Source organism: Kibdelosporangium banguiense (assembly GCF_017876405.1).
In the GTDB taxonomy this organism is placed as follows: domain Bacteria; phylum Actinomycetota; class Actinomycetes; order Mycobacteriales; family Pseudonocardiaceae; genus Kibdelosporangium; species Kibdelosporangium banguiense.
On the sequence record NZ_JAGINW010000001.1, the window covers coordinates 10,303,129 to 10,327,048 of the forward strand.

The following is a 23,920-nucleotide window of genomic DNA, read 5'->3' on the forward strand; positions in this document are numbered from 1 at the left end:
ACGGATCACACATCATGGCCCGAGCGCCATGGCTCGCAGGGCGAGCCATGGCGCTCGGGCGGGAACTGGCCCTGCTCGGGTTCGTCAGCATGGTCACCTATCTGGCCACGGACTACATCTCCGTGGTTTGGAGCCCGGCGCCATACACCATCCCCGGCGTCGCGGCACTGGTCGCGGGTAGCGCGGTCCTGCCGGCCCTCGTGCGCCACCGCTTCCCGCTGACGACGCTGCTCGCCGCGGCATTGCTGTTCGGGTGGTACCCGGCGGCCGGGGTGATCCTGGCCCTGGCGTCCTACGGCGTGGCCGGACGAGTCCGATCTGCTCGGCGGCGGGGTTTCGCGCTGGGCGTGGCCGCGCTGATGCCGTTCACGATCGGACTGATCGGGTCAGGGTACCAGTGGAAAATCGCGTTCGCCGTCTTCGGGATCGCCGCGCTGGTGTGCGTCGCCGGACCCGCGATGGTGCACGTGCTGCTCGGACAGCGGGAACGGTTGATCAACGCTTTGCTTGAACAGGCCAGCTACGCGGCGTCCACCGCCAAGCTGCAGGAACGTTCCCGTATCGCCCAGGAAATGCACGACCTGCTCGGCCATCGGCTCAGCCTTATTTCCCTCTACGCCGGCAGCCTCGAGCTCGACACCACCAAGCCGACACACATCACTGAACCGGCACGACTGATCCGGGAAACCGTGCACACCGCGATGGACGAACTGCGCACGACGCTCGGCATCCTGCGCCAGCAAGGACCGGCAGCCGCCACACTGCCCACCGACCACACCGGCACCTGGCCGGACGTCTCCCGGCTCGTCCACCAGGCACAGGCCGGTGGCCTCAACGTCGCACTGTCCTGGATCGGCCCCGATACCGCGGCCATCGCCCTGCCGATCCGGCAAGCCGTACACCGGATCATCCGCGAAGGACTCACCAACGTAAGCAAACACGCCCCCACGGCAGCGGCCGGAGTCATCGTGGAGCACGCCGCCGACAGGATCCGCGTCGGTGTCGTCGACGAGGGGCAGCCCGGCACCGCTGCGCCAGGCTCCGGCCTCGGACTGGTCGGGGTGCGCGAACGGATCCGCCTGCTGGGCGGGAGTTCCCAGGCCGGCCCGTTGCCCGGCCGGGGATTCCGGGTGACCGCCGAACTCCCGCTGTCCATGACCCCGCCGAGGCCGGTCGAACCGGACGCCGGCACCGATGTCAGGACGGATGACCGCTGGGCCCGTGCGGGAATGTCCGCTGTGCTGGCAACCGGGCTGATCGGTGCGGTCGCGATCCTCGTGGTCACCTTCAACACGTTGACCTTCGACCTGCCCACCACATTCGACTCGGTCCATATCGGCAGCACCCGCGCCCAGATCACCAACGTGATCGGAAAAGACGATCCGGTCGCCCGCCTGGCGTCCCGCGGCCTCGAACCGCCCTTGCCCGGTGGCACGGACTGCTGGTACACGTACAACCTCATGGAGAGCGGTACAACGATTGTCGAGCGCTACTGCTTCCGCGACGACATCGTGGTCCAGAAGGCCAGATTCGCACTACCGATCTGATCGCCTCGGCGCTGACCGCCGCAAGCGGAACCTGAGCCGCCGGATATCGGCCGAACAGCCAGTGTTTGTCGGCTTCCCGGCCGTTACGTGGTTCCACCTCCCCGCCCTACGCTGCTCGCGCATTCCAGCCCCCACCCCGGCGCGGATCAAGGTGCGGCGGCATCACACAAGGAGAACACGCACATGCGAGCACGAAGCGACGTCGTCCGGCGTGGCCTCACGCTGGGCACCGTCACCCTGGCGATCTCGGCGGGACTGATCACGGGAACGAGTGCCGCGACGCCACCGGCCGGCCCCGACCCGGACAGAGCCGCCACGCCGGTGCTCGACTGGGCACCCTGCCCAGCGGGGAGCGGTCCGCCGAGCGCAAAGTGCGCCACGGCCCGTGTCCCGCTGTCCTACCGGGACCCGGCAGGTCCGCAGATATCGCTGGCGCTGACCAAACGGCCTGCCACCGACCCGCAGCACAAGATCGGCACGGTGTTCACGAACCCGGGCGGCCCCGGTGCCGGCGGCCGGATCCCGCCGCGCCTGGAGCCCGTGGTGAGCGCCCGCTTCGACATCGTGGGGTTCGACCCACGCGGCACCCACGCGGATCGGAAGGACACTTTCAGTAAGATTGTCCCACAACTGGCGGCACGATGCTGCCAGGTTCGATGACGAGAACCTGGTGTCGTGCGCGGGCTTGGTGCCGGTGATGGAACTGGCCGAACAAACCGGATTGCCCGACCTGCTGGAGCGGCACGTGGTGTTCCGGTCCGAGCGGATCCGTTCCGGGGCAGCCAACCCGACTCCGAAACTGACCTCGATCATCTCGGGCATGGCCTCGGTACTACGCCGTCACCTGCTGGCCCTGGCCACCCGGACCGACGTGCCGGCCGGGATCGCCGAACAGGCGTTTGTGGACATCGATTCGCTGCTGCGCCCGGTCTACGGCCATGCCAAACAAGGCGCGTCGTTCGGACACACGAAAATCGCGAACAGGCAGGTACTGCGCAAAGGACTCTCACCACTGGTCACCACCATCTCCACCCGCGCAGCCGCCCCGGTACTGACCGGGATCCGGCTACGCGCGGGCAAAACCGGGTCCGGCAAAGGCGCGGCCAGCATGCTCACCGAAGCCATCACCACCGCGAAAACCGCCGGCGCGACCACCATCCTCTGCCGAGGCGACTCCGCGTTCGGCAACCACAAGACCATCACCGCAGTAGTGAAGACCGGCGCCCAATTCTCCTTCGTGCTGACCAAAACCCGACCGGTCCTCCGCGCGATCGGCGCCATCCCCGAACACGCCTGGACCCCGGCGCGCTACCCCGGCGCCGTCCTGGACCCCGACACCGGCGAGCTGATCTCCGACGCCGAGGTCGCCGACATCGACTACACCGCGTTCGCCGGCACGAAACACGAGATCACCGCCCGACTCATCGTCCGGCGCGTCCGCGACCGCAACCACCCCGACGAACTGTTCCCGGTATGGCGATACCACCCGTTCTTCACCAACACCACCGAACCGGTCACCGACGCCGACATCACCCACCGCCAGCACGCGATCATCGAAACCGTGTTCGCCGACCTGATCGACGGGCCATGGGCCCACCTGCCCTCCGGCCTCTTCGCGGCCAACGCCGCCTGGGCCACGCTGGCCGCAATCACCCACAACCTGCTACGCGCCGCCGGAACCCTCACCGACCACACCCACGCCGTCGCCCGCGGGGCCACCCTACGCCGCCATCTGATCAACGTCCCAGCCCGAATCACCCGACCCCAAGGCAAACAAACCCTGCACCTACCGACCCACTGGCCCCGAGCCAGCCGATGGAAAGCCCTGTGGGACAGCACCTTCACCGATCACAGGCGACAAGTAGCAGCCTGACCCTCCAACCACCCCGGCCGCAACGGCCCTACCAGGAAACAACAATGGACGAGCTGGGAAGGCCAGCAGCTCAACCACGCCCACACCCAGTCAGCCCACACCGACACCGCCCACCAGCCACACCAAGATCAACCAGTCATCCGATCCACGGATTCAGGCTAAGGCAGCCAAATCCGGCTCTCAACGTGTGGGAGCCCGTTCTGCGGGCCGACCGGGCTTCCACTAGTACAAGAGGTGAAACCTGTTCCTTGGCTAAAGAGGTGATCTCATGCTGTCTCGTTTACGCGTTATATCCCCGATCCTGGCGGTCTGCGGCGCGCTGCTTGTGGTGACCACGCCAGCGAGTGCGGCCTCGGGAATCGAGTACCACCCGGGCGACCAGGACCTGACTCACGGCCCGAACTCGTTCACGGTCCAGGACCTGGCGTGCAATGGCCGTGTCATCGTGTTCGTCTGGTACCGCTGGGAGCGCGCGTCCGACACCATCACCGCCACCTGCAGCGCCCACGACGAATCGATCGCCCCGCTCGGACCGAACGCCTACCCGCTCAAATGGCGACGCTGTTGGACGGACATCCACTCCATCGGCACACCCCACTGCGCCCCGACGTGGGTCGATGACACCGTCTACACGACCTAGGTGTACTGACCTGAGAGGTTGGGAACGCGGCTGGCGGGTGGGTGGCCTGCGAGTGCGGTGTGGCCGCGGTGGTGAATTGGGCGCGTTGTCAGAATCCGGCGGCGGTGTCTTTGCGTTCGTCGGGCAGGATTTCGGTGTGGGGCAGCCGGGAGTGATCGTCCACGGCGTTGTGCAGGCAACTGTAGCCGACATGGCTCTTGCCGTTGCCGTCGAGGGTTTTGCCGGGTGTGCGGGTGTGGTGGCGTTGCCCGGCCCGGACGCTGGCTCGCCGCCGCCGGCCTGCTTCTTGCGACCGGCCTGTTCGGCGTGCTGACCGCGGCAGTGTGGCGTGCCGTCGCGCGTCGGTCCGGCGCTGTGTGCCGCTGCTTCGGGCCCGCCCGCACCGTGCTCGCGCACCGGCACGTGGTCCGCAACGCACTGTTGTTGCTGGTCGCCGGGCTCGGCGCGGTCTCGCTGTCCGTTGTGGAGACGGCTGATCCCGCCATAGCGGCACTCGCAGCCGCGATCGGCGCACTGGGTGCGGTGCTCGTGATCCGGTTCGACGACCTCGCCGAGCTGATCGCCGGACCGGTGGTTAGCACCCGCTGAACGCCAGGAACGTCACCCGAACGGAGCAGCACGAAACACTCCATTGCCCCTGACCGATTAGCGGACACGTCATACCATCGCGTTCGCGAAATCGTTGGAGGCTGAATGGCGGGCTCTGGTGCCGTTGAACCATCTCCTGTGCTGGTTCTCGTGCACGGCATCGGTGGCCGCCGGGACGCGACGCTGGAACGCACCGAGTGGGTGACGGCGCTGAGCCAGGGCGCCCGCGAGGCGGGACACAGCGACTTCGCCGGAGTTCTCGCCGATCAGGACATCAGGTTCGCCGACTACAGCGACATGATGTCCGGCCAGGGCGCACAGGGCGGCACCGACGCCCTGCCGGACGACGAAGCGCTCTTCCTCATGCAGTTCGTCGAAACGATCGTGGACGAGTTGCTGGAGGAGACCGAAGACCCACAGATCCGGCGTGCGTTGCTGGAGGCCAAAGCGCAGCTGGACGTCACTGGGGCGCAGGGTTTAGGGCAGGTGTTGCGAATCCTGGGTTCGGCTGTGACGTCGTTGTTGCGGATCCAGCCGCTGCGCAGAGCCGGTCAGTGGACGTCCGAGCGGCGGCTGCTGGCGGCACTCAGCCAAGTCGGGCGTTACCTTGCCCGAAAAGAACATCTGCATGGGCACTCGCTCGATGTCCGGGTCCGGGCCAGAGTCCTCGCGTCGTTGCCGCACGATCGGCCGGTCGTCGTGGTCGCGCATTCGCTGGGATCAGTGGTCGCCTTCGAGGCGCTGCACGAGTACGGGCGCTCGGTCCGGCTGTTCGTCACCCTGGGTTCTCCGCTGGCCACGGCGGCGGTCGTACTGCACCGAGTGCGTCCTGCCCCGCCCGCGACACCGCCGCACGTCGAGCGATGGCTGAACTTCTGGGACCGCGATGACGTCGTCGTCTCCCGGCCGAAGCTCGAAAAGCACATCGGCGTCAACACTGCGGGTGTCGCGCCGGTCAGCGACCGGGTGGATTCCGACGGCTTCTGGGTGCACAGCGCCACCAAGTATCTCGCTCAGTCCAAAGTGGCCGGTCGCATCGTCGAGGCGATGCGGGGATGACGGCCCGGCACTTCCTCGTCGTCGCCACCCAGTGCCGTGGCGAGGACGATTTGCCCGGACTCGACGCCGCCGCCAAGCAGCTCGGCGAGATGCTCGCCGCGCCTGATCTCGGTGCCGCAACGGGCAAAATGCTTGTCCGCGACGCGCGTGACACCGAGATTCGTGAAGCCGTGCGGGAAGCGGCAGACCGCGCGGACGCCGAAGGTGCCGTTCTGATCCTGGCTTTCCTCGGCCACGGTTTTGTGGCCGGCGACTCCACCCTCTACTACATGGCCCACAACACCGAGCGGGACAAACCGACTGGCGGGATCGACATCGGCGGCCTGCTCGCCGAAGTGGTGCAACACCTGGGCGTCGAAGGTGTGATCGCGCTGCTCGACACCTGCCATTCCGGTGCGGGCATGCCGGATGTGCGGCGAATCGCCGGCGGCGTGCCCAAGGGCCGGACCGGGCTGGCAGTGCTGATGTCGTCAGCCGCGAACCAGCTGTCCTACGAGATGGACTTCACCCTCACTCTCACCCGCCTGGTGCGTACCGGCATCTCGACGCCTGCCGAACGGTTGTTCGTCAACGAAGACCTGGTCACCGCGCTGCGTGCGAGCCTCACCAGGCAGATGCCTGCCCGCTTGGTCTTCGATGGTGAGAACGCCGGAACCCTGTGGCTGGCCCGCAACCGCGACCACGTCTCGTCGACAACCCTCGGCACGATCGGGCCGTTGGGCCGGGCCGAACTCGAGACGGCGATCGAAGCGTGGAATCCCGGCTATCCCCGGCCGGCCGGATGGACGATCGACTCCCTTGCCGACCTGCGTGACACGGCCGCCCAGGCGACCGACATCGCCGCACGCCACGTTGTCCGGGCCGCCGCCGCGATCACTCTCGCCCTGAGTGCCGCGGACCTGATCCGTGGCGACTTCGGTGAGATCTCGACACCAAAACTGCGCTGTGCCGCGCAACGAGCCCGAGTCTTCACCAAGACCAGGTTGTCGGGATCCGCGCTCACTGTGGCACTGCTGGAAGAAGCCGCGCTGCGGGTGGCCACAGTGGATGGAAACCCATGGCAGCCGCTGGTCAAGCTGGTCACGGCACTGGCCATCGAAGCCGGGACGGCCGCTTGCCAGGCTCGTGTCCGGGCATGGGCCCAGTCACTGGGACTGAACGCGGAACTCAACGACGCGTATGCCGCGCTCAAAGTGACGCCGACGCGAAGCGAGCTGAGGCTTGTCCTGGTCGCGACCGGCAAACCGGTGGGCTGGCCGAAAAGCATCCGGGCGTGGCTGCTGCGCCCGGGAACGGCTTCCACGCCACAGAAGACGTTCACGTGCGCGTATCCGTCCCGGGCCGGTGCCGAGCAGATCATCGTGCGGGCACTGGCGTGGGCCCATGGCGAACGCCAGCCCGAAGAGGACCTCCGCAGTATCGACATCGCGGTGCCCGCGGACGTGCTGGCCGACTGGGACCCGCAGGAAGTCGAGGACGGCCAGTACCTGCTGGGTGCCCAGCACAACGTCCTCACCCAGTGGAGCGGACGGGTCCAGCGAGGGCACCTGCGGCAGCGGATGAACGACTCGGCCCGCGACGCGATGCACCGGATCGACAACGACCCGGACGTCCCGGTGGACTGGGTGACCGAGGCCGATCTGCGCGATCTCAGACAGCTCGGCCACCGGCTGAAACTGGGCGGTTTCCCGCGTGCGATCGGCATCGATCACCGGCCGGCCAACCTCACCGAGGTACTGGGGCTGCTGCTGCAGTACTCGCCGATCCTGCTGTGGCCGTCGGCCGCGGGCGCGTCGGATTCGACTTGGCCGGACGAGGTCCGCAAGCAGTGGGACGCGCTGCCCGGCGAGTTCGCGGTCGCCTTCCGTGAGCAGGCGGCCGGCCGGACCGCCGGCTTGCTCTCGGTCCGCACCGCTTGGCACGACTCGGACTGGCTCGACTTCTGCCGCTGGTTCGACAACCGGGAAGTCCGGTCCTGACAAAATGATCGAAGACGAGAGCAGGCCGTTATGACTTGGTCGCCCTACTACCGCGGCGACGGCATCGAACGCCCGATCAAGCCGCCGAAAGCACCGCCGTGGCGCACTTTCCCGCGAGAGTCCCAGCACAAACAGTTCCAGCCGCCACCAGGACTGGTGGCGGCCGTGAACGCCGCCGTGCTGCTGCGCCGGCCCCTGCTGCTGCGCGGCCCGGCTGGGTTCGGCAAGTCCACGGTTGTCGAGCAAGTCGCACACGAACTGGCGTTAGGCCGGGTGCTGCGCTGGCAGGTGACTTCACGCAGCACGCTGAAGGAGGCGCTCTACCGGTATGACGCGCTTGGCCGGATCCACGCCCAGAACCTGCGCCTGGCCGGCGAGCGGTCGGCCGACGACCGCGACGACATCGCCGACTTCCTGCAGCTGGGGCCGTTGGGCACGGCGTTGCTGCCGTCCGAGTCGGGACGGCCGCGGGCGTTGCTCATCGACGAGATCGACAAGAGTGACATGGATCTGCCCAGCGACCTGCTGGACGTCCTGGAGCGCGGTGAGTTCGAGATCCCGGAACTGGCCCGCCACCCGGTCGGCGAGATCGACATCCGGCTGTGGGACAGCCCCGAGACCACGATTGTCCACAATGGTCGGATCAGCTGCCACGAGTTCCCGTTCATCGTGCTGACCAGTAACGACGAACGCGATTTCCCGGAAGCGTTCCTCCGGCGCTGCATCCGGTTCACCATGCCGCGGCCGACCGTGGAGATGCTGGAACGGATCATCGGCGCGCACCTGGACGGTGCTGACACCGGCAGCGCTCTGGTCGGCGAATTCGTCGAGCGGATCGAGCGTGGTGAGCGACTGGCCATCGACCAGCTTCTCAACGCCGTCTACGTCCTGAGCGAGACGCACGTGCCCGACACCGCCGAGATCCGGGATCTCCTGCTGCGCGACCTGGCGAATGGCTGAGTCACTTAGCCGCGTGCTGGCCGCCCTCGCCGAGACGAACCCAGACCTGGACGTGTGGGCGATCGCCGACGCGCTGTGGCTGGGCACGATGGCGGGCGACGAGCTCGGATCCACCGACCCGGCCGATTCCTCGTCGCCAGAGCAGCAGGCACCGGCGAATTCGGTGACACACGCACCGAAGCCAGCTGTCGAGGAAGTGGACGAGCTGGTCGCGGGCAGCCTGCGGCAACGGTTGCCCGGCAGCCGCGACAAGGTGCCTGGCCACGAGATCGTCGTCCGGCCACCGCAGGCGTTCACCGCCTCGCAGATGTTCGCCCGTGCCCTGCAGCCGCTGACCAGGCCATGGCTGCACGGGACCAGACGCCGCGTGGACATCGACGCGACCGTCGACGCGTACGCGAGCAGCGGGATCCTCTCCCCTGTCATGAAACCCGAACCGGAGCGCTGGTTCGACCTTGTCGTGATCATCGACACGACCTCTTCGATGGCGGTCTGGCGCAAGGAGATCACCGCATTCACCGCTCTGCTGCGCGGTATCGGCGCGTTCCGTAACACCCATGTCTGGCAACTGAACCCGGTGAGTGCGTCGTTGGGCGACAAGCGCGGCAGAATCGACAATCCGGCTCGCCGGGTGGCTACACCGGGCGGACGGCGCCTGGTGATGCTGTTGTCGGACTTCGCTTCCGCCGGCTGGCGCGCCGCACCGGCGTGGCAGCTCGTTCACACACTGGCAACGACAACCCCCACAGTGCTGGTCGATCCGCTGCCACCGCACCTGTGGTCGTACTCAGGTCTGGACTCTCCGACCACGGTGGTGCACGCGGCCGTTCCCGGTGCGCGCAGCAGCGCCCTCCGGTTCCATCTCTCCCTCGCGCTGCAAGCACTCGAACCGGACGGGACGTGGCTGCCGATCCCGTTCGCCGGTTTCACGGCACCCGGTATCGCCCAGTGGGCCAAGGCCCTGATGCGCGCCGCGCCCGAAGGCTGTGACGCGATCCTGCTCAACCTGGACTGGATCGCCGAGTCAGCCTCGGTCTCCTTGGCGGAGAAGCCGGTCGCCGACCGGGTGGAAGCGTTCCTGCACACGGCTTCGCCCAGTGCCGCCCGGCTGGCAGTGTTGTGTTCCCCGTTCCCGCACTTCAGCCTTCCGCTGCTGGACCTGATCCGGCACACCGTCATGCGCGACGCGGATCTGTCCGACGTCGCCGAGTTTCTGGTCAGCGGCCTGTTGGAAACCTCGAGCCCGGGCCCGGACCAGCCTGTGTTGTCCTTCCATGGCGGTGCGGCGGAACAACTCCGTGCCCACCTGACCTACCACGACGCTTGGCACACGTTCGATGCCATCACCCGGCACATCGCCGCCGCGCCGCAGGCCACCAACCTTGCCTTCGGGCTGTCCGCAGTCGTCGTCGACCCGAACTCGACAACGCTGGTCACAGCGGACACCCATCCGTTCGCCGAAGCCGCGTCCAGCCTCCAGCACCTGCTGACCAGGCAACACCACAGCGTCACCCAGCCCGCCGAAACGCCCCGGACACAACAACAGCAGGACACTCGCAGCCCTCGCGTGTACATCAGCTACGTACACGAATCCCTGAACCACGACGATCTTGTCCTGCGCTTCGCGTCATTCCTCGTCGACGAATACGGGATAGACGTCGTACTGGACCGGTGGAGCGCAGCCGACCGGATGGACTGGGAGAAGTGGGCAACCAGGGAGATCACCAACGCCGACTTCGTCATCGTGATCGTCTCACCGAAGTACGGCCACCAACGACGGACAACGCACGAATTTCGGCTGATACTCGAACATACTGACCCCCGGCGAATACTCCAGGTCATCCTGGCCGGTAGTCAGGACGAGCGGATCAGCGACGAATTCCCGAACAGTTTCCGGATCAACATCAACAAGCTGACCTACGCGGGCGTCGCCCCGCTGCTCGAACGAATCGACCCCCGGTTGCTCGCGCGCAGGCCACAACCACGCACTGACAGGACAATCAGGCACGCACGCTCATCCGACCTGGCGATACTCAGCGATAACTTCGGCGACGAGGGCTTCTTCACCGACCGGCTCACCCGCCAGGACCAAGGCCGTGGCGCGCTGCTTGTCGCCTGGCAGAACGACCGGCCCATCGGGCACATCTACATCTGGCTCGAACCATCCGACACACCAGAAGTCAGGGAATACATCCCTGGCGTCCCACTTCTCAGCCATGTGGAAGTCCACCCCGACTATCGAAGCAGAGGCGTCGGCACCGAGCTGATCGCCACAGCGGAGCAGATGCTCCGAGACGACGGCTTCAACGAGGTCGCACTGGCCGCACAAATCGACGACCGGATTGCTGGGCGGCTTTTCCGACGCCTGGGCTATTCGGATCGGCAGCACCCACCAATAGAAGTGATGCGTGACGTGCGACTCCCGGACGGAACCCGGAAACGGCAGTCCGTGTCCTGCCTCGTGATGATCAAACGGCTCCGCGCCGATCCGGTCGCCGACTTCGACCGGCTGCTCGCTTTGCCGTCCGTGCATCTGATTGTCGATGGAGGCAACGTTGCGGTGGTCGGATACCGGGAGCTGCCCGCGACCGGTCAGCGGGAACACCTGCTCCAGCAGCTCGCCTGGCTGGCCACGGAAACATCGGCGGAAGTCACCGTGGTCTTCAGCGGCGCGGGCGTGGTCAGCGTGCCTGACAAGGCTCCCCGCGGAGTCCGGGCGCTCTTCAGTGATCCCGGCGTAGTGGTCGAAGACGTCATCCACGCTCTGGTCGCCCCGGAACCCGAGAGCCGGCCGGTTGCCGTGGTGACTTCGGACTCGAACGTGGCGGTTTCCGCGGTCCGTTCCGGCGCTGACCACGTGCGCGCGGAAACATTACTGGCCTGGCTGGACCGTCGTTAGAGCTGCGAGTACGTGGCCAAGCGCTCCATCGCCGCCCGCCAGATCGAGGCACGATCGAATTCCTCGGTGTGCCGACCGTGCGCGGCGATCCGGCCGCGGGTCCGGTACTTCTTCATGATCCGGACACTTTTCGAGCGGCACAGGCCTGGCGGCGCAGTTCGTTGCGGGCCGGCGCTTGAGGCGCCCAGGGGCTGGGTGTCCTGTTCGGTCGGACGGCGCGCAGTTCAGCCCGACCGGACAGGTCCACAGGTCAGCCTCGTAGTTTCCGCCGAAGGATTTTGCCGGTGACCGTCTTGGGCAGTTCGTCGATGATCTCAAGCTGGCGCGGGTACTTGTAAGCGGCCATCCGCTGCTTGCAGTGCTCTATCAGTTCATCGGGCGTTGCCGACTGGCCGGACTTGAGACTGACGAATGCCTTGACCGTTTCGCCGCGCTTCTCGTCCGGCACGCCGACGACGGCCGACTCGCGCACCGCAGGATGCTCAGCCAGGACGTCTTCGACCTCGCGTGGCCACACCTTGTAACCCGACGCGTTGATCATGTCTTTCTTGCGGTCGACGATGAAGATCCAGCCCTGGTCGTTCATGAAGCCGACGTCACCGCTCCTGAGCATCCCGCTTGGCAGGCCGGCCGCCGTCTCCTCCGGTTTGCCCCAATAGCCTGCGACCACTTGCGGGCCGTCGGCGACGATTTCGCCGATCTGCCCGAGCGGGAGATCATTGCCGGCGTCGTCCTGGATTCGGACGATCGTCGACGGCACGGGCACGCCAACCGACAGTGCCCCCGAGGTCCGGTCGACTGGCGGCGCCACGCCGAACGGGTTGCCCGTCATCGGGCTCGTCGTCTCGGTCAAGCCGTAGGCGTTGTGCACCTGATGGCCGGTGGCCGCCCGGAAAGCCTTCTCCGCGGTCGGGGAGATCGCCGCACCGCCGGAGTAGACCGACCGGAACGAGCGGAACCTGTCCCGGTCGAAGTCCGGGTGGTCGATCAGCGCGTTGAGCGCGGTGACGGCGCCGATCGTGTAGGTCGGCCGGTGCTCGGCGAAGGCGTCGAGCACCACTGCCGGCTCGAACCGGTACGCCAGCACCAGCGGCATCGCAGCCAGCAAGCTGATCGCGATGTGCCCGATCAGGCCGGTGATGTGGAACAGCGGCGCGATCCCGAACACTTCGCCACCTGGCCGGAACCGGAAGAAGTCGCGGTAGACCATGGCGGTGAACACGACGTTGCGGTGCGTGTTCATCGCGCCCTTGGGCACGCCCGTCGTGCCGGACGTGTAGGTCAGGAATGCGACGTCGTCGACACCGATCTGTGTGGGCGGAGGCGTTTTTCCGCGGTTCGCGTCGATGAACTCGACGAAGTCGTGAGTACCGACGGAACTGCTGCGGCGTTGCCGCGTGCCGTCGCCGAACAGCCGAGGGTCGTTGCGGGTCTGGTAGTCCAGGCCGCTGGTCGTCAGGACCAACTCGACCGATGTGGACGGCACGACGTCGCGTGCGACCTCGTCATACAGGCTTTCCAGTGCCACGAGGGCTTTCGCGCCGGAGTCCCGCAGCAGGTAACTCAGTTCCCTGGCCCGGCTCATCGGATTGATCGAGACCAGCAAGCCACCGGCTTTCCACGCGCCGAGCATGCCGACCACGAACTGCGGCATGTTCTGCAGATAGACCGCCAGGCGGTCGCCGGGACCGAACCCGGCTTCGCGCAGTCCCGATGCCAGGGCGTCGCTCTGCGCATCGAGTTCGGAGCGGGTCACGACACCGTCGAAATAGCGGATCGCCACACCGTGCGGGTCCGCGGCGAGGCCAGCACGGAACATCTGCAGGGCGTCCGGGTGCGGCAGGACGTACTCGGCCGGTTGGCCGCCGTACAGGGCCAGCCACGGGCGCTCATCGTAGATCGACATCCCGGTCCCTACTTGACGACGATCGGGTTGACCGGTGCGCCGCTGCCCTTGGCGATCTTGATCGGGGCCGCGGCGTAGAAGAACTCGTAGACATGGTCCTGCGCGCAGTCGGCGGCCAGCGCTTCGAGGTCGGCTATCTCGGTGAACGCCACACCGAGATTACGCATCAGCGCACTGTGCAGTGGCAACACGACGCCGTTGCCCGGATCGGTCGTGACCTCGTTGGCGATGGTGTCGGTGACCAGGTTCGGGATCTCCATGTCAGCGAACCACTGGACCAGTTCCGGGCTGTACACCAGTCCCGGCTCGCAGAACCCCTCATAGAACTTCTCGCCGAGCTCGTAGAACAGCTGGAGGTAGTTGGTCCGGATCAGGATGATGTCGCGCGGGCGTAGCCGCACACCCTGGCTGTCGGCGCAGGCGAGCAGATCCTCGTGGGTGTAGGTCTCGGCCGCGTCGAGGGTCTTCTTGCCGCGGAACCGGGCCATGTCCAGCAGCACTCCACGGCCGACGACACCACGTTGAGCGATCGGCTCGACGCTGGCCCGGTCCATACCGCCGATGGTTGTCCGTGCGTCGTACCCGTTCCAGAGCTTCCCTCCGTACCAAACGTGGCCGAGCGCGTCATACTGCGTCGACCCCTGCAGGAAGGCGTCGATCTTGTCGTCGGCGTAGTGCAGGCCACCGGGGAACTGCGGGCCCCCGTCCCCGTCCCACGTGGCCTCGTCCATGACCTGGGTACGGACCGCAGGCGTGCGGCCCGGCCAGACCGGATCACCCTTCGGGTCACCGATGAGGCGCTGGATCGTGAACACCTTCCCCGACCGGATCAGCCCCGCGGCCGCGATCACCTGCTCCGCACCGAGGTAGTTCAGACTGCCCACCTCGTCATCCGGCCCCCATTTGCCCCAGTTGGTCGGCGCGTCGCGCAGCAAGTCCTCAAGGGACGGAACGCTCGTCTCAGTCATCGCTTCTCCTCAACGTATTGCCTGGTTCCGACGCTGGACAGGCACGGTTGAAGTGAAACGGCACACTTGGCCGGGCGTCTTGCCGCCACACGAACAGTTCTTTCGCGCAGGCGCACACCTGCGCGGCGCTCACGACTGTGACCAGGGGAAATCAGGGCTACACTCGCCCGAACGAGTCGAAGGGGCGACAGTGACGTACCAACTCGACGGCCTGGTCACCGGCGACCAGGCGATCCGCGGCACCGCGGCGCACGACGCCTGGCGGGACTGGTGCTCCAACGTCCACGGCGAGTTCGGCATCACCTTCGACACCGACTCCTACCGTGGGCGGGTCATCCGCCAACGCTCCGCGACGTACCAACTCGTCGGATGGACCGGCGAGAAGGAACTGGTGAAACGCGAGCGGCAGGGAATCCGCCGCGACCCGCGTGGGCACTACGAACTGTTCGTCCCATTGAGCGGTGAACTGCGGGTGGGTCAGGAATCAGCCGACCACCGGCTCAACCCCGGCGAAATGACGCTGGTTCCGATCGACGCCCCGTTCCATGTCGGCCATGGTGACGGAGCCAGGGCGCTGACCCTGCTGATCCCCTTCGATCGAATCGACCAGCGACTGGGCACGGTGTCCCCACGGGGACAGCGGGTCATCGGCAACAAAGGCATCGCACGGGTGACGCGCGACCTGCTGGCCAGCCTGCTCCGGGAGCGCGAAGACCTGTCGGGATCGTATTTCGACGCGGCATGCGATCGAGTGGTCGACCTGTTCTGCCTGGCAGCCGTCGGTGACGAGCACCTGCCGGCCACGTCCGGCGCGGCCGTACGCGACGCGGTACGCCGCTACATTCGCCAGCACGCCACCGAGCCGGAACTGACCCTACCCGCGATAGCAGCCGCAATCGGATGGTCGCCCCGCTATATCCAAGCCGTTCTCGCCCGCGAAAATACAACCGCCACCGACCTTATCCGCGCCGAACGCCTGGAACTGGCCAGGAACAAACTGGCCAATCCAGCGTTTGCCGCACAAACCATAACCGCCATCGCGACCTCGGTCGGCTTCCACTCCGCGAGCTCGTTCAGCACGGCATACCGCCGGCGCTTCGGCCACTGCCCCCGCGACACCCGAAATGGCTTCGAACCGGGTTGACGTTTGTCAGGAGGAATTGGGGTCGCACACGGGATTCTGGCGCCGAGCTCGCTCAGTTGTCCTACTTGTGAGACGACCTTGCGCTTGCCGAAAATCTTGAACGCCAGGATCTCGATGTCCTTGTCCCGGTCGCTCATCGGGAACAGACGGAACATGGCGACGGCGTTTGTGAGGCCGAAGTAGGCCAATCGCAGCAGCACGACCGATGATCCTGCCGTGCTGATTTTCGCCACGCGAGCGGACGGAGTCGACGGCACAGCAGACAGGATCTGACCAGCAGGGATGAGGTTTTCGGCAAGCGCAGGGTTGCTTCGAAGGCGGCTGAGCTGAGGTAGCCGAGACTGGAATGCCGCCGGCGGGTGTTGTACCAGCCCTAATGAACATCCCTCCCAGGAGCTCGCACCCCTGATCTCAGATGTCCGTCAAAACGGGTCAGGCCCAGGTACACGCGCGGTATACCTAAATTAGGTGGCCGCGGTCTTCGGTACGACTCTCAAGCACTCACAAGGCTGCACAGCTCGTCCGTCACGTCGTCGAGGGAACCAGCACCGTCGACCACCAAGTCGGGGTGCTCCGGCGGCTCGTAAGCCTGGCCCATGCCGGTCATGTTCGGCAGCGTGCCCGCCTTTGCCTTGGCGTACAGGCCTTTCGGGTCCCTCCTGGCGCACACCTCGGCGGGAGTGTTCACCCAGACCTCGGCGAAATCACCCGACTGGAACAGGCCCTTGGCCACCGCCCGGTCGGTCCGGAACGGCGAGACCAGTGCGACGATCACGATCAGCCCGGCGTCCAGCAGGATGCGGCTCACCTCGGCGGCCCGGCGCACGTTCTCCGCGCGCGCCTCGGGGGTGAATCCGAGGTCCTTGTTCAGTCCACTTCGGACGTTGTCGCCGTCGAGCACGTAGGTGTGCAGCCCCATCGCGTGCAGTTTTCGTTCCAGCGCGTCGGCGATCGTCGACTTGCCCGCGCCCGGCAGGCCGGTCAGCCACAGCACCTTGGCCCGCTGCCCCTTCAGCTGTTGCCTGGTGTCGCGGTCGACGGTGTAGGCGTGCGGAACCACGTTGCGCCCCCGCCGCAACGCGTACCGGACCATGCCCGCCGCCACGGTTTCCTTGCTGACCCGGTCGACGAGCAGGAAGCTGCCGGTGTCTCGGCACGTCTGGTAGCTGTCGAGACAGATCGGGGTGTCGGTGGTCAGCTCGACCGTCCCGATGTCGTTGAGGCCCAGGGTCCGCGCGGCGAGTTGCTTGCCAGATAACACTTCCAGCCGACCGCGGACATTCGTGACCACTGCCGGCACGGTTCGCGACCCGGCCAGCAACAGATATGAGCGGCCGTGCCGCAGTGGCTCCTCGGCGGTCCAGACCAGCGTGGCGGAGCATGCCGTCGCTGGAGCGAGCCCATTGCCCAGCGTTTCCGGCGTTGTCAGCAGGTCCCCGCGCCGGACGTCCACGTCATGGGTCAGCGTCAACGTCACCGGTGTGCCAGGGTCGGCCCGGTCGAGTTCGACGCCTCCTGGGCCGAGCACCCGGTCGATCTTCGACGTCACGCTGCTGCCGGCGACCGCGACGGCATCACCCGGCCGGACGGAACTGCCGGCCACCGTGCCCGCGAAGCCACGGAAGTCATCCGCCCGGATGACGTACTGGACCGGCAGCCGGTAGTCCTCGGCACTGTCAAGTTCGCCTCGCGGCTCCCAATTCGCCAGCGCGCCGAGCAGCGTCGGTCCGTCGTACCAAGGCAGATTCGGCGACGGCTCAACAACATTGTCCCCACTGAGCGCACTGGCCGGTATCGCGCTGGCCGCCACGTCGAGGCCGCTCGCCGCCTCCTGCGCCTCGTTCGCGAGCTTCTCGAACACCGCACGGTCGTAGCCCACCCCGTCGAGTTTGTTGACAACCGCGATGACGGCCCGCACACCCATCAGTGCGCAGATCGCCAGGTGCCGATGGGTCTGCTCGCGCACGCCCTTCGTGGCGTCGATCAGCAGCACAGCGAGGTCCGCGGTGGAGGCCGCCACCGCCATGTTGCGGGTGTACTGCTCGTGTCCCGGCGCGTCGGCGATGATCACCCGGCGCCCGGACGGCAGGTCGAGGAAGCGGTAGGCGACATCGATGGTGATGCCTTGCTCGTGCTCCGCCTCCAACCCGTCAGTCAGCAGCGAGTAGTCCACCTCGCCTGCCGGGATCGTGGAACCGCCGCGCCTTGTCCGCGTCGCGTAGTCCAGTTCGTCCACTGTGGCGCCGCCAGTACTGGCCAGCAGCCGACCGATCAAAGTGGACTTGCCGTCGTCCACCGAGCCACACGCGATCACCCGAAGCACCGAAACCATCAGAAGTACCCCTCCGACTTCTTGCTCTCCATGGACGTGCCGCCCTCACCGTCGATGAGCCGGCCGGCGCGTTCGGACCTGCGGTCGAGCCGCATCTCGTCGATCACCTCGTCGACGTCGCGCGCCTTCGACTCCACGGCGGCGGTCAGCGGGTAGCAGCCGAGCGTGCGGAACCGCACCTGACGCAGCTGCGGCTGCTCGCCGGGCTCCAGCGGATAACGCTCGTCGTCCACCATGATCAGCGAGCCGCTCCGCTCCACGACCGGACGCGCGGCGGCGAAGTACAGCGGCACAACGGGAATGTCCTCCCGCTTGATGTAACGCCAGACGTCCAGCTCGGTCCAGTTGGACAGCGGGAACACCCGCATCGTCTGGCCTTCGGACAGCTCGGTGTTCGCCGACCACCAGAACTCCGGACGCTGCGAGCGCGGCTCCCAGCGATGGCCGGGTTCCCGCAACGAGAAAATCCTCTCCTTGGCCCGCGACCGCTCTTCGTCGCGCCGAGCGCCGCCGATCGCCGCGTCGAACTTGTTCTCGTCAAGCGCCTTGCGCAGTGTCAAGGTCTTCTTGATCCGCGTGTACTCATGCGTGCCGTGCGTGAACGGCGTCGCCGGGTCCGGATTGGTGTGCACCCGCAGGTCCAGACCCAGTCGCTTGGCCGTGTCATCCCGGAACGCGATCATCTCGCGGAATTTCCAGCCGGTGTCGACGTGCAGCACAGGGAACGGCATCCGGCCGGGCGCGAACGCCTTGATCGCCAAGTGCAGCAGCACCGAGGAGTCCTTGCCGATCGAATACAGCATCACCGGACGGCGGAACGCCCCGGCGACCTCCCTCAGTACGTGGATCGCCTCGGCCTCGAGCGCGTCGAGGACGCCTTCTTCGGCCACGTAACGGCCCTTCGTCGCTAACCCAGATATCCCCATACCAGCATAGTAACCTATAAAGTGCATGTTTACAGTTACTTGGAATCGGGTACGCCGAGTGGGAAAGCGGGTCATCACTTGCCAGACGACAGGGACGGTGCAGCGATGAGCAAAACAAAGCCCGGCTCGCTGACAGTCAGGGAACTGTCCACAAAGAACTGGGACGACTTCGAGGCGGTCATGGGAAAGAACGGGGGTGCCAGCGGGTGCTGGTGCATGCACTGGCGCCTGTCCATGGGGGAATTCATGGAACAAAAAGGCGAAGGGAACAAGAAGGCGATGAAACGCCTCGCCCAACGCAAACAGCCGCCCGGCGTCATCATCTACGAAGACGACACCCCGGTGGCGTGGTGCTCGCTTGGGCCGCGCGCCGAGTTCCCGAGGCTGCAGCGCTCACCGATCCTCAAGAACATCGATGACACGCCGGTCTGCGCGATCGCGTGCATCTACGTCGAGAAAAAGCACCGCGGTTCCGGAATGCAGTCGGCCATCATCGACGCCGTCTGCGACTATGCGGCCTCCGCGGGCTACACGATCGCCGAGGGTTATCCGGTCGAACCCGCCGAAGGCAAACGCGCGGGCGCGGACAGTGCGATGACCGGCATGGCCAGCGCCTTCCTGAAAGTCGGATTCGACGAGATCGCCCGCCCACGTAAAGATCGACCCGTGATGCGGCGGAAACTCAAATAGCGCCCCAAATAGCGCTTGGTCAACCCGCGGCGCGCTCCACCTGACGGTGGCGGCGCGCCTTCTCACGGTTGCCGCACGTGCTCATGCTGCACCAGCGGCGGCGGCCGCCCCGCGAGGAATCCAGGAACAGCCAACCGCACCTGCCGCACGCCCTGACCCGCTCGGCCGGCAGGGCGAACACGGCGTGAACCGCCAGCAATGCCAAGAACGCCGGGATCACTCCGGGCGCCGTCCAGTCCGCGGTGATGCGGCCGAGGCCGGCGTCGTTCTGCTGAACGTGCCCGGCCCGCACGCCCGTCCCGGCCCGCTCCAGAAGCGCACCGAACGACTCGGTCGGCACCGCCTCACCATGGGCGATCGCGTTGAAGACAGCCCACGCATGCTCGCGGACAGCCTGAACGTCTGCCACGAGACCACCCACGGATGCCTTCGGCAATCGCGGCACCTCGTCGACAAGGCCCGCGGACACGCACCAGGTCAGGACGTCCGAGGGTGCCCTGAACAGCTCACCGTCCTCGGCCGGGTGCAACCGGTCGAAGACGGTGTTCGCGAGGTCCAGGACCGGGTGGCCGCCGATGAAGTGGCCTTCCTGCCACGGCGACCGGACCTCGGACGTAGTCTGCGTAACCATTGAAACAATGATATTCGGTTTCACGGCCGGAGCCAACAAGTCGCTCCGGCCGTGGTGTACCGCTTTGCTACTCCGTGATCTGTCCCTGGAACCGTTTCCGGAAGAGTGCGGTCGTGATGACCGCCGCGGACGAAAAGCGCGATGGCCGGAATCGCGATCACAACGCAGACAACGATCGGAACCGACAGCCAGCCGTACACCTCCCCTTCGGTCAGGGCGAACACGAGCGCGACCATGCCGGCCGTCGCCAAAACCACGCCCGTGAGATCGAGGTCGCGCGACGCACGCGTGTCCCGGCTTTCAACGAGGAACTTGCTCGCCAGCAGGCAGGCGATGATGACGACGGGAATGTTGATCAGGAAGACAGACCGCCAACCCACGAACTCGGTGAGTACGCCACCGACGACCATGCCCGCGACGAACCCCGCCGACAGCGCCGAACCGTAGATGCCTAGCGCACGGTCACGTTGCGCCCCTTCCGGAATCGTCGCCTGCAGCAGCCCAAGACCTGCCGGAGCGATGAACGCCGCGGCACCACCTTGCAAGGCGCGGCCGGTGATGAGCACCTCCGGCGACCAGGCGACACCCGCGAGCAGCGAAGCGAGGAGGAAACCGGCGAGACTCCAGATGAACACTCGCTTTCGCCCGTACAGATCGGCCACCCGACCGCCGAGCAGGAGGAAGCCGCACAGCGCGAGTGGATACGCCGACAGAACCCATGCGACTCCTGGGCCGAGCTCCATTCGGTCACGAATGCTCGGGGCCGCGACGTTGATGATCGAATAATCGAGAGCAAGCAGGAACTGGGTACCGCAGATGATGGAAAGCTGCCAGAACTGCCGGGGCTGAAAGGTGCTCTCCCGCTCAGTCGGGTGCGGCGATGCTTTCGTCATGCCACATTCCTTTCGCTCCTGCCGAGGATCGGTTCGCACATCCGTCCTAGCACGTCGACCAGGGTCAGCCACCATCTCCCGCGGCTGCGGCCGAGCAGGCCGCCGGATCAGCTGAGCAGGACCGGCAACACGGTGTGCCCGTTGGACAGGAACGTGGGCGTCGTCTTGAGCTCGGTCGCCGGGATCGCCAGCCGCAGGTTCGGGAACCGCTCGAACAGCGCAGGCAGCGCGATCTCCGCCTCCAACCGGGCCAGCGGCGCCCCGATGCAGTAATGGGCACCGTTGCCGAACGCCAGGTGCTGCTTGGACTCCCGCCCGATGTCGAAGTCGTCCGCGCTGTCGCCGTAAACCTCGCGGTCTCGGCCGGAGGCGCTGTATGCCGCCAGGATCGGCTCGCCCTGCCGGATCGTCACGCCGTCCACGTCGATGTCCTCGACCGCGTACCGCAACGGCAAGTACGGCACAGGTGCCTGCCACCGCAACGTCTCCTCGGTGACATCACTCCACGACCGCTTCCCCGACCGAACCTGCTCGAGCTGCTCCGGATGCGTGAGCAACGCCGCGATCGCGTGATCGAGCAGGTTCACCGTCGTCTCCTGCCCCGCCGACAGCATTCCGATCAGCGTGTCGATCAGCTCGGTCTCGTTCATCGATCCCGGCTGGTCCTTCATCGCCTGGATCAGCGCACTGGTCAGGTCATCGCCTGGCGTTGCCCGCCTCAGCTCCACCAGGTTTCTGAACCACTCATGACTCGCGGCGGTGTTCGCCTCCCTTGCCTCGGCGGTGATGGTGCTGTCGAACAGCGCATCCACCTTCTTGCGCAGCTCCCCGCGCTGCTCCTCGGGCACACCGAACAGATGACAGATCACCTGGATCGGCACCGGAAACGCGTACCGCTCCCGCAGGTCCACCGCCTGGCCCGCCGGCGTTCGCGCGATGTCGTCCAGCAACCGGCCCGTGATCGCCTCCACCACCGGCCTCAGCTCGGCCGTCCGCCGCGCCGTGAACGCCGACGCCAGCAACGACCTCAACCGTTTGTGGTCATCGCCGTGAGCCGTGGACATGTTCCGTTCCGACACCCAGTTGCTCAACGACCAATCGTGTGTCACCTCCCCCGACTTCCAAACCCCCCAATGCTTGTACGCATCCTTCGACACCCGCGGATCCGCCAGCACCCGCCGCAAGGTCTCATGCCGGCTCACTGCCCACGCGCGCACTCCCCCTGGCAACTCCACCACCACGGCCGGCCCCCGCCGCCGCAGTTCCGCCCCTTCCCCATCGATATCCGAACCTTCGACATTCAGCCGGACAACCTCTGACATCTCCTCACCCCTTCATCCCTTTGCGCAGCTTGTTACCGGAGTCGCCGGATCACGCCAGAGCCTCCAGCAGACGTATGGAGGGAATGTCGATGAAGGGTTGCCAGTACTCGGCGCCGAACTTGTCGATGCCTTCCGGCGAAACCTGCCACCGGTGCCAGCGGACATCACGGAAACCGGCCGCCCGCAGACTGTCCACATAGGTCTCGGGCCGCCACAGGTAGAAATCGAACGAGACCGTCTGGCCGCCCATCGTCGTCTCGACTTCCGCCCGTGTCCCTTCCTGGCGATTGGCCGGCACGATGCAGCTCACCCCGAAGGGCTTGTAGTAGTCGGGGTCATCGGGCATGTCCCAGTTCGCGCAGGTCGCGATGAAACGGCCGCCGAGCCGCAGCGCACTCCTGGCCGTGGAGCACATGCCGGCGAGTTCGGTGCGGCTGGAGCTGTAGTGCAGGACGTTGATGCCGGTGACCAGGTCGAAGGCACCTCTCAGGTCCTCATCGAGGCCCTGCGTGGCATCGGCCACGCGGTAGGTGACGCCGAGCGGTTCGTCACGCTCCTTGGCACGGGCGACGTCGACCATGGGCGGAGAGATTTCCAGGCCTTCGACCCGTTCGGCGCCGGCCTGCTTGATCCGGCGAGTCCAGATACCGGTACCAGCACCGAGATCCAGAACGTCGAGCCCCCGCACGTCGCCGATAGCGGCCTTGTAGGTCGGCTCTTCGACATGCGCGGCATAGGTAAGAACGTTGAGGCTGTCGTCGTAGACGTCGGCTGTCTTGTCATATTGCGTACTCGACACGAGTCCTCCATTCTGCGCGTCACCGTTGATACGTAACTGGTAACTGCACAGTATTAGGTTAGCCAGAGGCCTCGGTGATCGCACGATGAGCGTCGCGCGTCACGACGCATCCAAGGCCTGCCGGCGCTGCCTCTCGCGGTAGCGGCGGGCCTTGGTGACGCTGCCGCAGGCGCGCATGCTGCACCAACGAGCCGTGCGGCTGCGTGACTCGTCGTAGTACAGCCAGCGGCACTCCGGGTTCGCACAGGACTTCAGCCGCGTCCACGTCCCAGTGAGGACGGCCTGATGCACAGCAGCGGCCAGCGCCACGATGACGCCTCCGGCACCGCCGTCGTGTGCTCGGACGAATCCGACCAGGCTGCCGTGCTCCACGTCGAGACGGACCGAGGCAGCGTGCGGCGCCGAGAGGCGGTTGAACGCGTCGACGACCCCGTGCGGAGCCTGCTCGCCCGTGGCGTTGGCGGCGGCCAGTGCCCGCAGGGTGTCACGCAGGTCATGCAGAGCGACAAGGTCGTCGGCGGTGATCAGCCAATCGTCGGTCAGCACGCCCTCCTTCGCCAGCCAGGCGGTCGCTGCGCCCTCGTTCTCCAGCTCGTCACGGTCGTTGTAGATGTCGTCGGTGTTGACGAACTTGCGGACCAGCTCCAGCGTGCCGGGTGCCTGTTTGGCGGGGTCGTGCACCGTCCTGCTCCTTCCCAGCGCCACGCGTCACTCTCGTCTTCGAGTTGGTGGTGACGACTGGGGCGCGTACCGTAACCAACGTT

At 66.4% G+C, this 23,920-nt stretch carries 20 protein-coding genes; 11 read left to right on the forward strand and 9 right to left on the reverse strand.

The features are described 5' to 3' along the window. The first annotated feature begins 14 nt into the window (after positions 1-14). The 9 genes from JOF56_RS46395 (at position 15) to JOF56_RS59790 (ending at position 11,545) form a co-directional block, all read left to right on the forward strand. Complete coding sequence (locus JOF56_RS46395; RefSeq protein WP_209645890.1) at positions 15-1,547, forward strand: sensor histidine kinase; 1,533 nt, start codon at positions 15-17, stop codon at positions 1,545-1,547. A gap of 183 nt (positions 1,548-1,730) precedes the next feature. Further along, positions 1,731-2,207: a hypothetical protein gene (locus JOF56_RS46400; RefSeq protein ID WP_245378683.1), complete on the forward strand. Its 477-nt coding sequence runs from the start codon at positions 1,731-1,733 to the stop codon at positions 2,205-2,207. Further along, complete coding sequence (locus JOF56_RS46405; RefSeq protein ID WP_209648898.1) at positions 2,143-3,420, forward strand: IS1380 family transposase; 1,278 nt, start codon at positions 2,143-2,145, stop codon at positions 3,418-3,420. Before JOF56_RS46400 ends, JOF56_RS46405 begins: the two co-directional genes overlap by 65 nt. A 268-nt stretch (positions 3,421-3,688) precedes the next feature. Beyond that, on the forward strand, positions 3,689-4,060 hold the full coding sequence (locus tag JOF56_RS46410; protein WP_209645891.1) for a hypothetical protein: 372 nt from the start codon (positions 3,689-3,691) through the stop codon (positions 4,058-4,060). Between the two features lie 225 nt (positions 4,061-4,285). After that, a complete protein-coding gene (locus JOF56_RS46420; RefSeq protein WP_209649141.1) occupies positions 4,286-4,648 on the forward strand; it encodes a MauE/DoxX family redox-associated membrane protein in 363 nt (120 codons plus the stop codon). Between the two features lie 105 nt (positions 4,649-4,753). After that, complete coding sequence (locus tag JOF56_RS46425) at positions 4,754-5,707, forward strand: lipase family protein (RefSeq protein ID WP_209645892.1); 954 nt, start codon at positions 4,754-4,756, stop codon at positions 5,705-5,707. After that, positions 5,704-7,686 carry a vWA-MoxR associated conflict system protein gene (locus JOF56_RS46430; RefSeq protein WP_209645893.1) on the forward strand — a complete coding sequence of 661 codons (1,983 nt, stop codon included), beginning with the start codon at positions 5,704-5,706 and terminating at the stop codon, positions 7,684-7,686. The genes JOF56_RS46425 and JOF56_RS46430 overlap by 4 nt, the downstream gene beginning before the upstream one ends. Positions 7,687-7,716: 30 nt before the next feature. Continuing rightward, on the forward strand, positions 7,717-8,646 hold the full coding sequence (locus tag JOF56_RS46435; protein ID WP_209645894.1) for an AAA family ATPase: 930 nt from the start codon (positions 7,717-7,719) through the stop codon (positions 8,644-8,646). Continuing rightward, positions 8,639-11,545 carry an NYN domain-containing protein gene (locus JOF56_RS59790; RefSeq protein WP_209645895.1) on the forward strand — a complete coding sequence of 969 codons (2,907 nt, stop codon included), beginning with the start codon at positions 8,639-8,641 and terminating at the stop codon, positions 11,543-11,545. The genes JOF56_RS46435 and JOF56_RS59790 overlap by 8 nt, the downstream gene beginning before the upstream one ends. A 250-nt stretch (positions 11,546-11,795) precedes the next feature. Here JOF56_RS59790 and JOF56_RS46445 read toward each other — a convergent pair whose 3' ends face one another. Both JOF56_RS46445 and JOF56_RS46450 read right to left on the reverse strand, forming a co-directional pair. Next, complete coding sequence (locus tag JOF56_RS46445; RefSeq protein ID WP_209645896.1) at positions 11,796-13,451, reverse strand: class I adenylate-forming enzyme family protein; 1,656 nt, start codon at positions 13,449-13,451, stop codon at positions 11,796-11,798. An 8-nt stretch (positions 13,452-13,459) separates the two neighbouring features. Next, a complete protein-coding gene (locus JOF56_RS46450; protein ID WP_209645897.1) occupies positions 13,460-14,419 on the reverse strand; it encodes a cyclase family protein in 960 nt (319 codons plus the stop codon). A gap of 190 nt (positions 14,420-14,609) precedes the next feature. Between JOF56_RS46450 and JOF56_RS46455 the strand changes: the two genes are divergently transcribed. Continuing rightward, positions 14,610-15,563, forward strand: coding sequence for a helix-turn-helix domain-containing protein (locus JOF56_RS46455; RefSeq protein WP_209645898.1), 954 nt, complete (start codon positions 14,610-14,612; stop codon positions 15,561-15,563). 493 nt (positions 15,564-16,056) lie between these two features. Here the strand turns inward: JOF56_RS46455 and cysC are convergent, their stop codons facing one another. Both cysC and cysD read right to left on the reverse strand, forming a co-directional pair. After that, positions 16,057-17,895 (reverse strand): adenylyl-sulfate kinase, encoded by a 1,839-nt coding sequence (gene cysC, locus JOF56_RS46460; protein ID WP_209645899.1) that lies wholly within the window; start codon positions 17,893-17,895, stop codon positions 16,057-16,059. Continuing rightward, a complete protein-coding gene (cysD, locus tag JOF56_RS46465) occupies positions 17,895-18,821 on the reverse strand; it encodes a sulfate adenylyltransferase subunit CysD (RefSeq protein WP_209645900.1) in 927 nt (308 codons plus the stop codon). The genes cysC and cysD overlap by 1 nt, the downstream gene beginning before the upstream one ends. Before the next feature lie 105 nt (positions 18,822-18,926). On the opposite strand from cysD, the gene JOF56_RS46470 reads away from it, so the two are divergent. Next, on the forward strand, positions 18,927-19,511 hold the full coding sequence (locus tag JOF56_RS46470; protein WP_209645901.1) for a GNAT family N-acetyltransferase: 585 nt from the start codon (positions 18,927-18,929) through the stop codon (positions 19,509-19,511). 19 nt (positions 19,512-19,530) lie between these two features. On the opposite strand, the gene JOF56_RS58890 is transcribed toward JOF56_RS46470, so the two are convergent. The 5 genes from JOF56_RS58890 to JOF56_RS46495 form a co-directional block, all read right to left on the reverse strand. Next, positions 19,531-20,142, reverse strand: a complete 612-nt coding sequence (locus tag JOF56_RS58890) for a CGNR zinc finger domain-containing protein (protein ID WP_245378685.1) — start codon at positions 20,140-20,142, stop codon at positions 19,531-19,533. Positions 20,143-20,162: 20 nt separating this feature from the next. After that, positions 20,163-21,035, reverse strand: coding sequence for an MFS transporter (locus JOF56_RS46480; RefSeq protein WP_209645902.1), 873 nt, complete (start codon positions 21,033-21,035; stop codon positions 20,163-20,165). Between the two features lie 107 nt (positions 21,036-21,142). Next, complete coding sequence (locus tag JOF56_RS46485) at positions 21,143-22,126, reverse strand: cytochrome P450 family protein (protein ID WP_372448319.1); 984 nt, start codon at positions 22,124-22,126, stop codon at positions 21,143-21,145. Positions 22,127-22,406: 280 nt separating this feature from the next. Then, positions 22,407-23,156 carry a class I SAM-dependent methyltransferase gene (locus JOF56_RS46490; RefSeq protein WP_209645904.1) on the reverse strand — a complete coding sequence of 250 codons (750 nt, stop codon included), beginning with the start codon at positions 23,154-23,156 and terminating at the stop codon, positions 22,407-22,409. 99 nt (positions 23,157-23,255) lie between these two features. Continuing rightward, positions 23,256-23,837, reverse strand: a complete 582-nt coding sequence (locus JOF56_RS46495) for a CGNR zinc finger domain-containing protein (protein WP_209645905.1) — start codon at positions 23,835-23,837, stop codon at positions 23,256-23,258. Positions 23,838-23,920: the final 83 nt, after the last annotated feature.

What these genes read in the sequence shown, in the direction of transcription:
- JOF56_RS46395 (WP_209645890.1), top strand. Translation starts at nt 15, where the DNA reads ATGGCCCGAGCGCCATGGCTCGCAGGGCGAGCCATGGCGCTCGGGCGG.
- JOF56_RS46400 (WP_245378683.1), top strand. Translation starts at nt 1,731, where the DNA reads ATGCGAGCACGAAGCGACGTCGTCCGGCGTGGCCTCACGCTGGGCACC.
- JOF56_RS46410 (WP_209645891.1), top strand. Translation starts at nt 3,689, where the DNA reads ATGCTGTCTCGTTTACGCGTTATATCCCCGATCCTGGCGGTCTGCGGC.
- JOF56_RS46425 (WP_209645892.1), top strand. Translation starts at nt 4,754, where the DNA reads ATGGCGGGCTCTGGTGCCGTTGAACCATCTCCTGTGCTGGTTCTCGTG.
- JOF56_RS46430 (WP_209645893.1), top strand. Translation starts at nt 5,704, where the DNA reads ATGACGGCCCGGCACTTCCTCGTCGTCGCCACCCAGTGCCGTGGCGAG.
- JOF56_RS46435 (WP_209645894.1), top strand. Translation starts at nt 7,717, where the DNA reads ATGACTTGGTCGCCCTACTACCGCGGCGACGGCATCGAACGCCCGATC.
- JOF56_RS59790 (WP_209645895.1), top strand. Translation starts at nt 8,639, where the DNA reads ATGGCTGAGTCACTTAGCCGCGTGCTGGCCGCCCTCGCCGAGACGAAC.
- JOF56_RS46445 (WP_209645896.1), bottom strand. Translation starts at nt 13,451, where the DNA reads ATGTCGATCTACGATGAGCGCCCGTGGCTGGCCCTGTACGGCGGCCAA.
- JOF56_RS46450 (WP_209645897.1), bottom strand. Translation starts at nt 14,419, where the DNA reads ATGACTGAGACGAGCGTTCCGTCCCTTGAGGACTTGCTGCGCGACGCG.
- cysC (WP_209645899.1), bottom strand. Translation starts at nt 17,895, where the DNA reads ATGGTTTCGGTGCTTCGGGTGATCGCGTGTGGCTCGGTGGACGACGGC.
- cysD (WP_209645900.1), bottom strand. Translation starts at nt 18,821, where the DNA reads ATGGGGATATCTGGGTTAGCGACGAAGGGCCGTTACGTGGCCGAAGAA.
- JOF56_RS46470 (WP_209645901.1), top strand. Translation starts at nt 18,927, where the DNA reads ATGAGCAAAACAAAGCCCGGCTCGCTGACAGTCAGGGAACTGTCCACA.
- JOF56_RS58890 (WP_245378685.1), bottom strand. Translation starts at nt 20,142, where the DNA reads ATGGTTACGCAGACTACGTCCGAGGTCCGGTCGCCGTGGCAGGAAGGC.
- JOF56_RS46480 (WP_209645902.1), bottom strand. Translation starts at nt 21,035, where the DNA reads ATGACGAAAGCATCGCCGCACCCGACTGAGCGGGAGAGCACCTTTCAG.